12 protein-coding genes are annotated in these 14,762 nt (G+C 46.3%); 6 read left to right on the top strand and 6 right to left on the bottom strand.

Annotation, left to right across the window (positions count from 1 at the left end; genetic code table 11):
• The first annotated feature begins 34 nt into the window (after positions 1-34).
• Genes ACU37H_RS12200 through ACU37H_RS12190 form a run of 3 tightly spaced genes read left to right on the top strand, consistent with a single transcriptional unit; the run spans position 35 to position 2,219 of the window.
• Entirely contained in the window at positions 35-463 is a 429-nt protein-coding gene (locus ACU37H_RS12200) for a gliding motility lipoprotein GldH (RefSeq protein WP_494407548.1), read from the top strand.
• A gap of 24 nt (positions 464-487) precedes the next feature.
• On the top strand, positions 488-1,483 hold the full coding sequence (locus tag ACU37H_RS12195; protein WP_472704066.1) for a sensor histidine kinase: 996 nt from the start codon (positions 488-490) through the stop codon (positions 1,481-1,483).
• A gap of 31 nt (positions 1,484-1,514) precedes the next feature.
• Positions 1,515-2,219: a response regulator transcription factor gene (locus ACU37H_RS12190; RefSeq protein WP_472704068.1), complete on the top strand. Its 705-nt coding sequence runs from the start codon at positions 1,515-1,517 to the stop codon at positions 2,217-2,219.
• A gap of 78 nt (positions 2,220-2,297) precedes the next feature.
• Here the strand turns inward: ACU37H_RS12190 and ACU37H_RS12185 are convergent, their stop codons facing one another.
• On the bottom strand, positions 2,298-2,879 hold the full coding sequence (locus ACU37H_RS12185; RefSeq protein WP_472704069.1) for a nitroreductase family protein: 582 nt from the start codon (positions 2,877-2,879) through the stop codon (positions 2,298-2,300).
• Positions 2,880-3,095: 216 nt separating this feature from the next.
• On the opposite strand from ACU37H_RS12185, the gene ACU37H_RS12180 reads away from it, so the two are divergent.
• Positions 3,096-3,887, top strand: a complete 792-nt coding sequence (locus ACU37H_RS12180; RefSeq protein WP_472704071.1) for a M12 family metallopeptidase — start codon at positions 3,096-3,098, stop codon at positions 3,885-3,887.
• Positions 3,888-3,934: 47 nt separating this feature from the next.
• Here the strand turns inward: ACU37H_RS12180 and ACU37H_RS12175 are convergent, their stop codons facing one another.
• Both ACU37H_RS12175 and ACU37H_RS12170 read right to left on the bottom strand, forming a co-directional pair.
• Entirely contained in the window at positions 3,935-5,590 is a 1,656-nt protein-coding gene (locus tag ACU37H_RS12175; protein ID WP_472704072.1) for a C45 family autoproteolytic acyltransferase/hydrolase, read from the bottom strand.
• A gap of 56 nt (positions 5,591-5,646) precedes the next feature.
• Positions 5,647-7,164 carry a phytoene desaturase family protein gene (locus ACU37H_RS12170; RefSeq protein ID WP_472704074.1) on the bottom strand — a complete coding sequence of 506 codons (1,518 nt, stop codon included), beginning with the start codon at positions 7,162-7,164 and terminating at the stop codon, positions 5,647-5,649.
• Positions 7,165-7,241: 77 nt separating this feature from the next.
• Here ACU37H_RS12170 and ACU37H_RS12165 point away from each other — a divergent pair, with 77 nt between their 5' ends.
• Both ACU37H_RS12165 and ACU37H_RS12160 read left to right on the top strand, forming a co-directional pair.
• Positions 7,242-7,628 carry an HYC_CC_PP family protein gene (locus ACU37H_RS12165; RefSeq protein WP_472704075.1) on the top strand — a complete coding sequence of 129 codons (387 nt, stop codon included), beginning with the start codon at positions 7,242-7,244 and terminating at the stop codon, positions 7,626-7,628.
• Positions 7,629-7,777: 149 nt separating this feature from the next.
• Positions 7,778-8,134: a heavy-metal-associated domain-containing protein gene (locus ACU37H_RS12160; protein ID WP_472704077.1), complete on the top strand. Its 357-nt coding sequence runs from the start codon at positions 7,778-7,780 to the stop codon at positions 8,132-8,134.
• A 93-nt stretch (positions 8,135-8,227) separates the two neighbouring features.
• Here ACU37H_RS12160 and ACU37H_RS12155 read toward each other — a convergent pair whose 3' ends face one another.
• The 3 genes from ACU37H_RS12155 to ACU37H_RS12145 form a co-directional block, all read right to left on the bottom strand.
• A complete protein-coding gene (locus tag ACU37H_RS12155; RefSeq protein WP_472704079.1) occupies positions 8,228-9,511 on the bottom strand; it encodes a hypothetical protein in 1,284 nt (427 codons plus the stop codon).
• Between the two features lie 166 nt (positions 9,512-9,677).
• Positions 9,678-13,517: a 1-acyl-sn-glycerol-3-phosphate acyltransferase gene (locus ACU37H_RS12150; RefSeq protein ID WP_472704081.1), complete on the bottom strand. Its 3,840-nt coding sequence runs from the start codon at positions 13,515-13,517 to the stop codon at positions 9,678-9,680.
• A gap of 11 nt (positions 13,518-13,528) precedes the next feature.
• A complete protein-coding gene (locus ACU37H_RS12145) occupies positions 13,529-14,665 on the bottom strand; it encodes a DUF2062 domain-containing protein (RefSeq protein ID WP_472704082.1) in 1,137 nt (378 codons plus the stop codon).
• Positions 14,666-14,762: the final 97 nt, after the last annotated feature.

The following is a 14,762-nucleotide window of genomic DNA, read 5'->3' as shown; positions in this document are numbered from 1 at the left end:
AAAAGCAAACGTGCGTCTACTTCTACTTTTAAGTATGGTTGTCACAACCGCGATATCCTGCAAACATATTGAGGTGTATGAAAAGCAGGTGGACCTGCCCGCGCATGAATGGCGAAGCAACCAACGCGCGGTAATTCCCTTTACATTAACCGACAGCGCTTCCCATTCTTTATTTTTTGTGGTGCGGCACACGCAGCGTTTTCCGTTTAATAAACTGTTAGTCAAATTGTTGATCCAGGATAGCGCAAGGCGAACAGTAAAAGCGATGCAGTTCAGCGCGCCTTTAACGGATCGCCGGGGCGAATGGAACGGCACCGCGATGGATGACCTCTATTATAGCCGGGTACGGATCAACCCGCCGGTATGGCTGCCTCCGGGCCGGTACCGGTTTGTATTGCAACATCAGATGAAAGAAAAAACGCTCCGGGATATTTTAAATGTCGGCATTGCCCTCGACAGGTAAAGTCACGTCACTTAATTTTTCAGCATGGAACAAAAGCTCAAAGCGCGTTTAAAAAGAACCACGGTTAAGTTTTGGCTGCTGCTCATTTATATTATCGCTGCGTTGGTATGGTGGTTCATCTCCCTGCAACGTCAGAGCAGTGAAATGTATGCCTACCAGCTCAATCATTTGAACACTACCGTCAGCAAAGAAAAAGACCCGGTGAAGTACCAGGCAGAGCTGAAACAGATAAAGGAAGGCTATCACAGCGACACGTTGAAGTATGGCGGAGAAGGCATCGTGTTTCTCGGTCTGATCATTCTGGGAGCAGCCTTTGTATACAGTTCCATGCGGCAGCAAAAGCAGGTGCAGGAGCAGCAACAAAATTTTATGATGGCGGTCACCCATGAGCTTAAAACACCCATTGCCGTTTCTAAACTGAACCTGGAAACATTACTGAAGCATAAGAACCTGGATGAACAAAAACAGAAAAAGCTGATCCAGGCTTCGCTGGAAGAGGCCAAGCGATTAGACTTTCTCACTAACAATATACTCGTATCGTCCCAGCTGGAAGGGAAATGGTACAAGCTGAACAAAGAAGACATTGATCTGTCCAATCTGCTGAACTATCGCGTCAATGAATTTTCACACCGCTTTCCTGAAAGGACCATCGATAGTGACATTGAGAAAGGAATAGACATTGAAGGAGACCCGCTGTTATTGGAGATCCTTATCAACAACCTGATCGAAAACGCGCTTAAATATTCGGAAAAGAACGAAGCCGTGCGTGTGGCCCTGCATAAAAGCGAAGACGAAGTACTGATGCAGGTGATCGATGAAGGGCCCGGCATACCGGAAGAAGAACGGAAGAAGATCTATTCTAAATTTTACCGCATCGGCAATGAAGCGACCCGCAAAAAGAAGGGAACAGGCCTCGGTTTATACCTGTGCCGCAAGATCGCAAAAGACCATAATGCAGACATTTTAATGACAAATAACAATACAAAGGGAAGTATTTTTGCCGTCAGGTTTTATCTCTGATATATAAAACTTTGACGAAGCCTGTATTAGAATGGAAGAAAGACCTGTAAATATTTTATTGGTAGAAGATGAAGAAAATCTTCATGAAGCATTAAAGTTAAACCTTGAACTGGAAGGATACCAGATCACCTCGGCCTATGACGGCACCGAGGCGATCAAAGCCGTGAAGAACGAGTACTTCGACCTGATCATTCTCGATGTAATGCTGCCTGAAGTGGACGGTATCGCCGTTGCAGAAACCATCCGGATCAGTAATAACGAAGTTCCGATCTTAATGCTGAGCGCCAAGAACACCAGTGCCGACAAGGTGTTGGGATTGAAGAAAGGCGCTGATGATTACATCACCAAACCTTTTAACCTGGAAGAGCTATTGATCAGGGTTCATAAGCTGATCGAAAAAAATCTTCGTCTGCAGGACAAAAGCACGCTGGGTAATTCCTACACTTTTGGCGGCAACATTATCGACTTTAAAGCACAGGAGGCAAACACCAAATATGCCGGCAAAGTGCAGCTGAGCAAGAAAGAAGCGATGTTGTTAAAGCTGCTGATCGAAAACAAGAACGAAGTAGTGACCCGCGAAAAGATCCTGCAATATGTCTGGGGTTATAACGTTTATCCTACTACCCGCACCATTGATAACTTCATCCTGAACTTTAGAAAATACTTTGAAAAAGACAGCCGCAATCCCAAGTTCTTTCATTCTGTAAGAGGCGTAGGGTATAAATATTCAGAGTAGTCTCCAATGACATTCCTCTCACTCAACTTCATTTCCAACAAACGGTTGGCCTGGAAAGAAGTAACAGCCTCTCCATCGCTACATCATTTTAGAAAATTCCGAAAAGTGCTTCCGGCTACGTGGCTTTGTTTCACTTTGCCGGTTCTTTTCATCCAGCAGGGAAGGGTCTCCGGGGTATCCCCAGCTGATCATACAAACAGGCCGCTCCTCATCTTCGAGCTGTAATAATTCCCTCACCTTATCTGCTGAAAATCCCGCCATTGGATGGGGATAGATACCCATTGAAACAGCCTGCAGGAACATGTGGGCATTGCACATCCCTAAATCATGTACCGCATGCGGATTGTCTTTGCCATTCCTGGCAAACTTCGTTCGGGCTATTGCTACCATCAACACGGCCGCACGTTTGTTCCAGCTCTGATTGCCTTCGGCAAGGCAGTTCCACAACTGATCAAAGCCGGTTGTGCCCTTCATAGCATACACATATTTCCATGGCTGTTCTTTGTTGGAGCTTGCCGCCCAGGAACCCGCTTCTAAGATGGCGTGCATGTCTTGTTCACTGATCGCACGTTGCTCGTCGAAAGCGCGTGGGCTCCAACGTTGTTTAATTACCTCTAAAATATCGAACTCGGTTTGCGCCAGCTTGATGTTGTTACTCATGAATTATATTTTTTGTTAGGTGATGCAAAAACTTTACCGTAATCAAGTTTTCACAAATAAGCTATAAAACATATTAATTTTTCTTAACTTGTGTGCAACATCGCTTTCTTTAGACCAGTACCGTACTTTACATCTGACATCCTCGGACCGTACTATCGATAAGCGTAGATCGCTTGCTTACTTGTAAATCCCTTTTTTAACTAAAACGTATCAATTATGAAAAATCTAACGATGGCCAGTTTCATTCTACTGACAGCAGCAACTATGACGGCTTGCAATAAAAGCAGCATTGACGAGCCTGCAGTCTTGACTGACAAACCCAAGAACGTTATTTCATCGGAAGGGGCGACCCATTTAAAATTTTGTACTCAACGCTATCCCGAAGGTACTAAGGCCCGTGGCGCCACCGTTGCCTCTAAGCAATGGAGTACAGGATCTACATTAACGGTCAGCCTGGATGGGAGCACGGAGTTCGTGCGCAATAAGGTAATCGCTTTTTCCAGCGTGTGGGAGAACTATGCGAATATCCAATTCAATTTTGTTACCAATGACGACCAGGCAGACATCAGAGTAAGCTTTTCGCCTGGCGGTTCCTGGTCCTACATCGGCACCGATGCCAATTATATTCAAAGCGGAACGCCAACGATGAACTTTGGTTGGTTCGATGACAATACAAGCGATGCAGAGTTTAGCCGCACCACCATCCATGAATTCGGTCATGCGTTGGGTATGATTCACGAACATTTACAGCCGCTGGCAAATATTCCCTGGGACAAACCCGCCGTGTATCAATATTATGAAGATAATTATGGATGGTCGAAAAGCGATGTTAATAGAAATTTGTTTGATAAATATAGCTCCCGGCAAACGAATTATAGTTCATATGACAGAGAGTCCATCATGCACTATCCTGTTCCCGAAGAGCTCACCACCGGCAACTATTCGGTAGGTTGGAATACCGGGTTATCTGAAACAGACAAAAGTTTTATCGCTGCCGTCTATCCTTAACACTTTTACATACACTTCTTCAAGACCCGGTTCTAATGCCGGGTTTTTTATAGCCGCTGAATTTCTTCGATCCGTTCTTCAATGTGTTTTCTTTCTGCAACGGTAGCGACTTCCAGCTTCAGTGCCTTGCGATAATAGGCCAACGCCTTTGCGTAGTCCTTTTTCCGGTAACAATAATCTCCGGCGATGACATAGCTGTTATAATAGCCCGGGTTATGCGCTACGATACTATCCGGCACTATATCCGAACCGTCCATGGCCGTTTGCTTATTCGTGCGGAATTGTTCGAACCGTTTAAAGTCAGGAGTGTAAATAAATGGATCGGCAGCCACATTCAGCTCGGATTCATAGATCTCTTTGTTTTCCTTAAGCCCCTGCAGGGCAAACACCTTATTGAGATCATAACAAACAAACTGTCCCATTTGCCAGGGGGCTGTAGAGACCCACACACGAAGCTTTTGCGGCTCAAACACAATCGCGTGGTGTGCGATGAACTGGTTGACGGCCTTCTCATTACCCAGGCCAATATCTGTGCCTTTCAGGCCCTTGTAATCCCTCAGTATATTGATGGTCTTCTCGACGGTATTCTTGCCATTCTGTTGCAACAGCTCGGTCAGGCGCTGATAGCGGTATACGGAAGCACTGTTCTCCCGTTGCTCTATATTGGACTCACTGTTCCAGAATGATTTGCTTTGAAAATGATTGGTACATAAGATCGCATTCTGGTTCGGGTCGTACACCGCCAGCGAGTCGGGCGTCTTCTCAATGATCACCGCTTTATTATCCGCTGCCGATCCCACCAGGAACGATTCGCTGACAAACATTTTCCGCTTCCGCGCAATGGCCACAGCTTCCTCAATGTTCTTTGCATACTGAACGATCTCGCGCGCTACCAAAGACACCGGCGTGGCGGACCCGGAAGGGATGCTGCTTTTGGCTGCATTGATCGTCACTGTGATTCCCTTTTCATTCATGCCCGATACGACACCAATAAAACCACCCCAGGTCACGCTCATGAATTTATAACCGCTGGAAGGGTTGACGAATTCAACGATCTTGTTTTTGGCAAAATTATCTCCCACCCAGAAATCAAAGTTCCGCCCGATGATCATCGTACTGTCAGCCGATGCGCTTCCCCAGGTGCCGAAAGACGTACATCCCACAAGCATCATATTTTGCAGGGCATGGCCGATATCATGCGCCGCATGATAATTCAGGATCCGCGAGTATTTGGTGCCGATATATTTATATCCTTCTGAAGCAGATCGAGACACACCGTAGATCTCCTGCTTATATTCGTCTGTGACATGGTCCGGTAAGTTCCGGTTAAACCACCCGATAAAATACTTCAGGAAATGCAGGTAGAAGCGCGAGGGAATCATTTTATTGATCTGCTCGCTAAAATAATCTTCCTGTTTTTTCACCAGCTCTTCGCTCAGCTTACCATTGATCGCGCCTCTTTCAAAAGCCGTGCCTTCCACATACATTTCATAAAGACCGGAGTTGCTTTTCCGGAACCAATTGTTATGGATAGTGTACAGACCTGTATCCTGCTCCACCCTTCTCCAATCGAGGGCGGATGCATCTTTCACCTTGGGCGGGTCCATCCGGGACACCCAGGCAAGGTAAGCAAACAGCAATCCAAAGAGCAATACGATCACTCCCAGAACCCGTAACAGTCTTCTCCAAAATCTTTTGCTCATTGTTATCTTTTTATACTTGATGCGACCCGCGCACCTGAATTTCCGGCACTCAGAAGTTATGCCTTCCGGATCTGTTCTATCAGCCCCTCATCTCCTGTCAACATCATGCAGGTCAACACAGCACTTAAAGAGGTGCCCAATATTCCGTGCAAATTTAAATTTTGCCCGGTTAAGAACAGGTTAGGAATTTTTGTCCTGGGGCTGATCATCGTCAACAGCGGATTACGATAATCTTTCTGAATACCATACATGCTTCCTTCGATATCGCCGATATAGTCGCGGTTCGTCAGCGGAGTTGAGGCATAATAGCTCTTGATATGCTGTACAATATGCGGAAACCGTTGCTCCAGCAACCTGATCAGAGTAACGGCTTTCCGTTCCTTGAACTGATTGTAAGCGGCGCCCCGGTCCTGTTCCTTTCCTACGCGATTGTAGGTCGTAGCCCATGGGGCCACGTCTGCATATTTCATCGTTGTGAGTATGGAAACAGCAGATGCAAAGCCCGGACGTTTCTTGTCTTCTGTAAAATATAACCCATAGCCCAACGGCCAGTTATCATCATCATAATCACTCTGATGCCAGACGTCTTCCTGCTTGTGGTAATAATAATTACATTTCTCGTATCGAACCATTCCCTGTTCCAACACGATGTGGAGAGAGAAAGAGCCGACGGTCTGTTTCAGTTCCCGGATGCGCTTCTTGTACAACTTACCCATAAGTGAAGAACGCGTCATCGACAGCGTCGCAGTGGGATGTATGTCAGAGATATAATAAGTTCCATGAAATGGTTGCCCGCCTGCTGTGGTTACAGCCGTGATGCTTCCATTCTCTCCTTCAATAGCGGTCACTTCGCAGTTGCGGAAGATCGCTCCGCCATATTGACGAATCCGTGCCGCTAATATTTTAGCTATCTGCGATCCGCCACCGACGCATTTCCAGCTGCTTTCGATATAACTATTGGTGATCAGTGCATGTACGTGGAAGGGCGTCACACTCGCTTGTCCTGCATACAACAGGTTATTGCCTGCCAGCACTGCCTGTAACTTTTTATTCTCCGTGAAGGAAGCAATCACTTCCGCAGCGCTCTGGTCATTTCCCTGGTAGTTCGATCCTGACTGCGAATTACTGTTCAGGTTATACAATGGAAACGAAGCGCATACATCTTTCACTCGCTGACAATAATCAACGATGTTTTGATGCTCTCCGGGAAAGGATGCAGAAAGATAATGAATAAACGCGTCGTAACCCTGGGCCTGGCAGTAGGCGGCCTCATCGCCTTCGATCAGCACTTTGTCAAAGCAGGTATCCATTCGCTCGAGCTTCAACTGATCCATAAGATGCACATACTTAAAGATCTGGTAAAGCGTTTGACCCTTTTCCAGTCCGCCGATATAATGCACCCCCGTGTCAAAGACCAGCTTCTCGCGAGAGAAGGTCTGCAGATTGCCTCCGACCTGTTTGTTCTTTTCTAACACACATACGCTCATGCCTTTCATCGCCAGTAAATTGGCGCATAGAAGACCGCCAAGGCCGCTACCTATTATTACAACGTCATATCTGGAATCGGGGACCATTGATCATGGCAAAATTCGCGGAAATGATCGTATTTTAACAAAACCCAAAAAGGATTCTCACTATTTTTGTGACGCACATGAAGAAAACGGCTGCATATCTTGTTCTATGTTGCTACCTGTTGATGACAACGGGTGTAGTAGCTGTTTCCCATTATTGTATGGATCGGCTGGCTTCCGTATCGCTTTTCACTGCTGCTGAAAAGAAATGCGGGAAGTGCGGCATGAAGAAAGAAAAGAACGGCTGTTGCGAAGACAAGGAAACATTGCTGAAAGTTTCGTCTGATCACAACAAGGTGCCGGCGCTTTCCTATCATGTGTCTATTGCCACCGGTCTCCCTTACTTAATAACCGACTTCCTGTTAACTAAACTCCAAAACGGCGTTTACCGTTTCGATCATATGGACCGGCCGCCACCATTGGCTGATACCGCCATTTACATTAAGAACGAGGTGTTCAGAATATAGTACCCATCAGGCATTCCCTTCTTTTATTGCAGAAACGGTTAACATGCAATGCTTCGCGTTGCGTCGTATGCTGCCCCTGTATTTACTCAAATCAAACATGGAAGATCTTCAGATCGCCATGAATTCAACACACAAAAAAATTATACAAAATGAAAAGCTTACAACTATTTTTATTCGCTTCTTTATTCACTATTATCTCTGGTACTGCCTGGGGACAAACCGAAAAAACGGAACAGTTTGAAGTGTCCGGCAACTGCGGCATGTGTAAAAAGACCATTGAAAAAGCGGCTATGGATGCCGGCGCCGCTTTTGCCGAGTGGAATAAAGACACCAAAAAGATGACCGTAAAATTTGAAGATCAGAAAACCGATCTTTCAAAGATCCAGAAAAAGATCGCAGACGCGGGATATGATAATTCTGGAGCGAAAGCTAATGACAAGAGCTATAAAAAGCTTCCAGCTTGCTGCCAGTACGATAGAAGCAAAACAGCAACATCAAAGAAATAGTGCATTTTATATAACAAGAAGCCCTGTCGCTTATTGCTGGCAGGGCTTCTTATTTCCCGTAGTTTTTGATAGAACCCTTTCTCTGCGGCTTGGTTATTTAAAGATCTTTACCACCTTCGAATAATGTACTGCTCCGTCTTTATCTACCTGACCGATCCTTACAAATACGGTTTCATGATGGGTCAGTGATCCCATCTCTTTTTTATTGCAGGAATAAAAAGCAGCGATGATCAACATCACACCGCAAAGGGACAAGCACCTTGCCTTTCTGCCACCAACAGGAAAGGCTAACAACAGCAGTGCAGGAAATAAGGCGCCCAAAGCCACCGTTTTCCAACTGGTTGAAAAATGGTAATGCATCTCACTATCAGAAGATCCATTCACTGCCTGCGATGCGACAGAAGCCAGGCGGGTAAAGGCTTTCCCGTCTTTGGATACTTCAACAATGAAGTGATCACTATTGCTTTCCTTTAAGGTCTTCCATTTAACATTCAACTCATTATTTTTCAGGATAGCTGTCAGATTACCAAAAATAGCGTCAAGAGAGGTCGTGTTTGCTGTACATTCAGTAATAGTAAAACCGTGAAAGAAAGTGCGGTTGGCAAGCCCTTGCGTCACCCCGTCTTTTGCCTTATCGGGATCTGAAGTGACGCCAAACAACAGATCAATTCCCGTGATCGGAAATTCTTTGAAATTCAGGCTTACCGCATAGCTGGTGGCTGACGGGTCTTCTTCAGACCTGAACTCGAGAAAATTGTCTGAATAGTCCTCAGTCGGCACCTCGGATCTATATTTTATAAACCCCGACGTCTCCGAGATGGTCTTTTGAGCACCCGTTGATGTGTTGTTAAAAAAATCCTGCCTGGAAAGTCCGCTGCCCGATGTTACTGTTGGCGCAATACCACCGGTAGCTTTGTAGCCCACGATGTCTACATACCACCGGCTGTCGTTAATGGTTCCATCTACATCGGGAAGATACAGATCGATATCACTTAAAGCAACAGAAACTCCTGAAGGATTCGTCGCCGTTGCGCTTCCCTGCTGCACCAACCTGAGATTGTACATGACATAAGGGTTGTTTTCAGCATGTGTTCCTGACAGTTTGAAATGAGGGGTGCCATTCGTTTCTGATAACGATACTCTACCGCCACCGCTTAATCGTTTTCGGATAATGGTGAAGATCGCATCATAAGATACACCGTTGATGGTAACGGCTTTTTCTTTGAGAATAACATCATCTTTCTGGAAATTTCTTGTACGTTGTGCCGATATTACTTTCAAGTCAGTGTCTAGTGTGTGCACGTCTGTACAACTGTCCTGTGCCCTGCTATGGCGGGCAACGATGGCCAGGACTACCAATAAAAGTATCCTTTTCATTTTAGTTAGATTTTGTGTGGCGCAAATGTATTTCGGGAGCCGGGGCAGATCATATTAAATTCGATCAGAATATGATTATATTCGATAAGTGCATGGATATGATCGTTATATACATTGAAATACAGGCCCTTAGAGGACCATTTCGGGCGGGTTTGCTATTCAAGGTTCAGGTTTTGGTAATTACCCACATCACGTTGGACGTGTACCGGGTGTGATCGATCCGGCGGCAATGAGCAGCTTTGTCATGCGCAATACTTTCAACCATACGGCCGGAAAGAAAATGCAATTCGTTTTGGGTCTTATTGAATGAAAATATCTTGGTAGAAAAGATTTCAGTTAATGCAGTTCCTTTATGTTTTTGTTTAAGATCAGCGTCGCCGTCACGAATGATCAATACGCCTCCCGGTAACAGGCTGTCAATGGCACGTGCGATAAGACTTTGCTGTTGCGCAGGTTCCAGGTAATGCAACACATCACTGATGATCACGCCGTCATATCGGTCTAATGAAAAGGCAGCAACATCCTCACAAATAAAATGCAGCGCCTCCGTTCGGCTGAAACAATGCTGAGCCGTTAACACTTTTTCTTCATCATAATCGACGCCGGTAAAGCGGCGCTGTCCCTGGCTGGACCAATGCAGCATGTAGCTCATAAACCCGTAACCACAGCCAAGATCCAGGAAGTTTCCCCGTTCCGGCAACAACTCATGAAAAGGCTGATAGTAATTTTCAAGCCTGAGCTTGATCTTGAGGTACCATTCTAACACCGGTCCTTTATAAATGTAATTGAAGAATAAATGTTCCTTAAAGTAAGCAGGCTGTTCCAACTGCTTTGTCAGCGCCTGATGCTGCTCTTTAAAATATTTCGATATCGATTTGGTTCTTTCCTGGTAGGTCGCGCCCCAGCGGAGATCATCGGCTTTGATACGCGGCAGATAGCTGGCGGTAATGGGTCCGTTCTTCAACAGGAAATCACCCTTGCTCATGGTGTAGCCCAGGCCATGAAAAAGGACAGGCACGATATCCAGGTGCAGCTGTTCAGCCAGGTAGAACGCCCCTTTATGAAAACGCTTCATCGGGCCCTGTGAGGTACGCGTGCCTTCGGGAAATACAGCAATAGAATATCCTTTGTCTACCTGGCCTTTTAAAAGGTCCACACTGTTTTCGACTCCATTGGCCACTGGATAAAAATCAGCCATCTTGATGGCCCAGCCGAATACGGGCGACCGCCATACCCACCGGTTGGTGAGCAGTATCAACCGCGGGTTGAGCATCGCCATTTGCAAAATATCTAAGAAGGATTGATGATTGGCAATCACAACAGCAGGTCGTTCAAAATTTTCATTGTCAGGATTGATCTGCCGCTTCTTAAAATTGCCCATGATGTAAAGCACCGACATGCAGAACCTGGATAACAGATAATGATAAACATACTTGCCTTTTTTTCGGCCAATGATTTTCAGTTTGATAAGAAAGAACCCGATGATCGTAAGCAGCACACTCACGGTTCCGAAATACAAAAAAGAAAAAACGGAACGGCTCCAACTCCAAAGCGTCCAGGGATGTAACCCTTTATCAATGCGGTTTCTGATCACCAACGAAAAGAAAAAAGGGATCAGGATCTGCGACATGATCACGACACAAAGAATGCCGGTCACAGAAATAAAAGCAATAGATCTTAACGCGGGGTGCCTGGCAAAGATCAGCACCCCCAATCCTGCGATGGTCGTGATAGCAGATAAAAGGATAGACGACTTGTAGGACGCAAGGTTCTTTTTGCCGGTCCTGTATTCATTCAATAAACCATCCATCACGAACAAACTGTAATCATCCCCCAATCCGAAGATCAATGCGGAAATAATAATGTTTACAATATTGAACGGAATGCCAAACAGCGCCATGATGCCCAGTATCCATATCCAGCTAAGCAGCATGGGCACAAAGGAAATAAGCATCAACTCGATCCTGCCATACGTCAGCAGCAATACAACTGCTACGATGACGGAAATGGTCCATGCGATACGATTGAAATCTTCGTTGACCATTTGCGTCAGCCGCATGGTCATATATTGACGGTCCAGCACCGTGGCTCCTCGTTGGCTTTCTAACGACTGGATCACCTCGCCTTTAAAAGATTCAGGCACCTTAACCAATGTCACTACCGATGACTCATTGGCCTTCTCTGTAATATAATCGTCCAGGAAGGAAGTGCGCAGCGGTTGAAGGCTGCTTAACGGCACAGGAGCATAACTCCGGTGCAGGAGCGCTGAAAAGTTTTCCAGGCCAGCACTGGTGAAGCCGGTAGAAGGTGCCAGCGCTGCCATGCTCACCATCACCTGTTGCTTTCGGTTGCCGTTCCAGTAAGCATTCCACTTCCTGATCCTCGCTTCCTGCAGACTGTCTGACATCAGCAAGTTGAACACACCCGAGCTGGTTTGGATCTTCCCTTTTGCTTTAAGCGCATCTACCGTATGTTGAAGCTGCTCATTGCCACGCAAAGCCGCGTCCAGGTTTTCCCCTTCCGTTACCACGTAGATCGATTTCACAGCAGCCCCGCTGATTTGGTTCATCTTTGCCTCGGCTGCTTTCAAACGGGGCGACATATAATTCAGCCCCATCATGTCCGGTTCAAATCCTACTTTTCGAGCTTGCGGATACAACACAATCGTGACCAGGATAATGGCGGCTACAATCCATTTATTGCCCTCCAGTCTTACTGCCGAGAGCCTATCGATCCAGGAGTGGCGAACGCGGGTGGAGGGCTGCTGCGCCGGTATCAGTTGCGGTAAAAAAATGAGAGAGCACAACGCAGCACCTATCAGACTAAAACCGGCAAACAAACCCAGGTCTTTCAGCATATCTGAAGCAGCATACTGCAAACTGAAAAAGCCTAAAATGGTGGTCATGCTGCCGATGGTCAACGGGAAAGAAAGATCCTGAATTACGGTCCGCGCATGCCCTACGTGCCGGTAATGATTAAACACGTGCAACGAATAATTAACCGCGATTCCCAACACGATGGAACCGGTGCCCAGCGCGATCACCGAAATACTTCCTTTGATAAAATAAATAGCTGTGAGTGCGAAAGCTGCACCATATATCACCGGCACCAGCACGAGCAGTGGCGCTCTCTTCTTCCTGAAATATAACCCGAGGAAGACCACCAGGAAAAGCACCGTGATCCCCTGTGTGAACAAAGTGTCCGTTCTTAGTTGGCTGGCATTATTTTCTGACACAACGGCGCCACCAAAATATTGGCAAGCTACCGACGGATATTTCCGGCTGAGCGAGTCGGTGAGCCGGTCCATTGTGTTAAACAACCGGGCATTCTGCCGGGTGTTGCCTGCCGTGAAAGCGGGTGTTATAAAAAGGAGCGCTGTCTTTTTATCTTTTGTAACGAAATGATTCTGGTAGAGTGTAAAGTTGTCTTCATATTGCAGCTGCTGCAACTTTTTCAATGCCAGGAAAGAAATACCGGACGGATCATTGAGCACTACGTTCTTAATCGGGTTCGCGGCCGGGATACCCAGTATCGAGCTGCTCCGGCTCAAAGATTTGGCAAGCTCTTCCGGCTGCAGCAGCGTATCGATCTTATCATAATCTTCGTCTGTTAAGAATACCGGCAGATGATTTTGAACGGTTTCAAACAGCGCATAAGTGAACGCTTCGTCGATTTTGTAACGGATATTTTTGATATAGGGAGCGGCGCGCTGTTGCAGCTTTTCCGCAAACACATCCGTGTAAGTGACCAGTTGGTCCGGCTTTGCGGCGTTGGAATCTTTCAGAGAAATCATCACCACCAGCTTATCAGCGAATTTTGAATTTTCAAAAACCTGGGTAAGCTTTTCGGTTTTGTTATCCTTCGGGATGATCGCGTAAATGTCTTCTATGAACCGGACGCGAAAAGAAAAAAATACAAACAGCGCCAAAGAACAGAAAAAGATGAGGTAGCAGGCCATCCTGTTGCTTCGAAAAAAATCATATATGGCTGTGAACAATTTTTGCATCCCGCTCAAAATTATCGTTTGCTGCTTTTACGCCATTTCAAAAATAACAAAGTGAGCAGCCAGAAGGACGCCCCTACGATCACTGCCAGCAACAGGCTTCCATAAATATATTGTTCCAGGTTTTGACCGATCCTGGCCAGCGTCAGTTTTTTATCCAGCGATATGTCCACCGCTTTATCGCCCATGAAAGGCTTGCCCATCTTATAACTCAGGAAAACGATCAGCGGGATCATCGGTGCAATGCTGATATGGGCCGCCAGCACAAAAAGCGCTTTGTTCAACTTCATCAGGTGAGACAGGAAGACACCCACTAGCAGCTGGAAGCCCCAGATGGGCACAATACCCATAAAGCCACCGAAACCGATGGCATTCGCTTTCGCGATATCAGACTCTCCCGGCTTCAGCAGCATTTGTTTCAGCTCCTGCTTCCAGTTCTTATTCTTGTAAAACCGTCTGAAAAAATTGCGCGGCCAGATATAGAAAAAGCAAATCGTGACCAATACCGTGTTGACGATGCTGATCCTTGTAAAGTCTTTAAAAGGCCGGAAGTGGCTGATTCGTTCACCCGCAGGTGGATAATAAACGGTGATCGGGACACTGGTGACCTTTACGCCTGCCCAGGCAAGCCGAACAATAACCTCGATCTCGAACTCATATTTACGGGTAAAGAACTTCATCCGGCGCAGCGGCTGCAGCGGGTATAACCGGTAGCCGGTCTGCGTATCCGGCAGCTCAATACCAGTTTCTACTTTAAACCAGAAATTACTGAACTTGTGTCCAAAGCTGCTTTTTCCAGGCACGTTATCGGCCGTGTCCATATTTCTTGCTCCCATGATGAGCGCAGGCCCTTCCGATTGCAGGCGGTCGATAAATACCGGAAGATCACTGGCAAAATGCTGGCCATCAGAATCGATGGTGATCGTATATTCGTAGCCAAGCTCCATGGCTTTTTTAAAACCCTGGCGCAAAGCGTATCCCTTTCCTTTGTTGGACGTGTAAGAGATGACGGTCAGATGCGGATAAGTCTGTATCACGGAAGCAGTTGGGTCTGTTGAGCCGTCATTGACCACGATGATATTGGAAGTGTAGATTGATACATCTTCAATCACCCGGGCAAGAGTTCCCGCATTATTGTAAGTGGGAATCAATACACAAACTTTTAAATCATTAAAAGTCTGGCTTATATCCCCGGGTATGTTCTGCTTTACGATCACCGGCGTCAAAAATAAGCACGAAATGCCCAGA

This window comes from Niabella sp. ZPM-14, assembly GCF_055693045.2.
The sequence above is the reverse complement of the archived record's forward strand: the minus strand, read 5'-3'. Positions and strand labels throughout refer to the sequence as shown.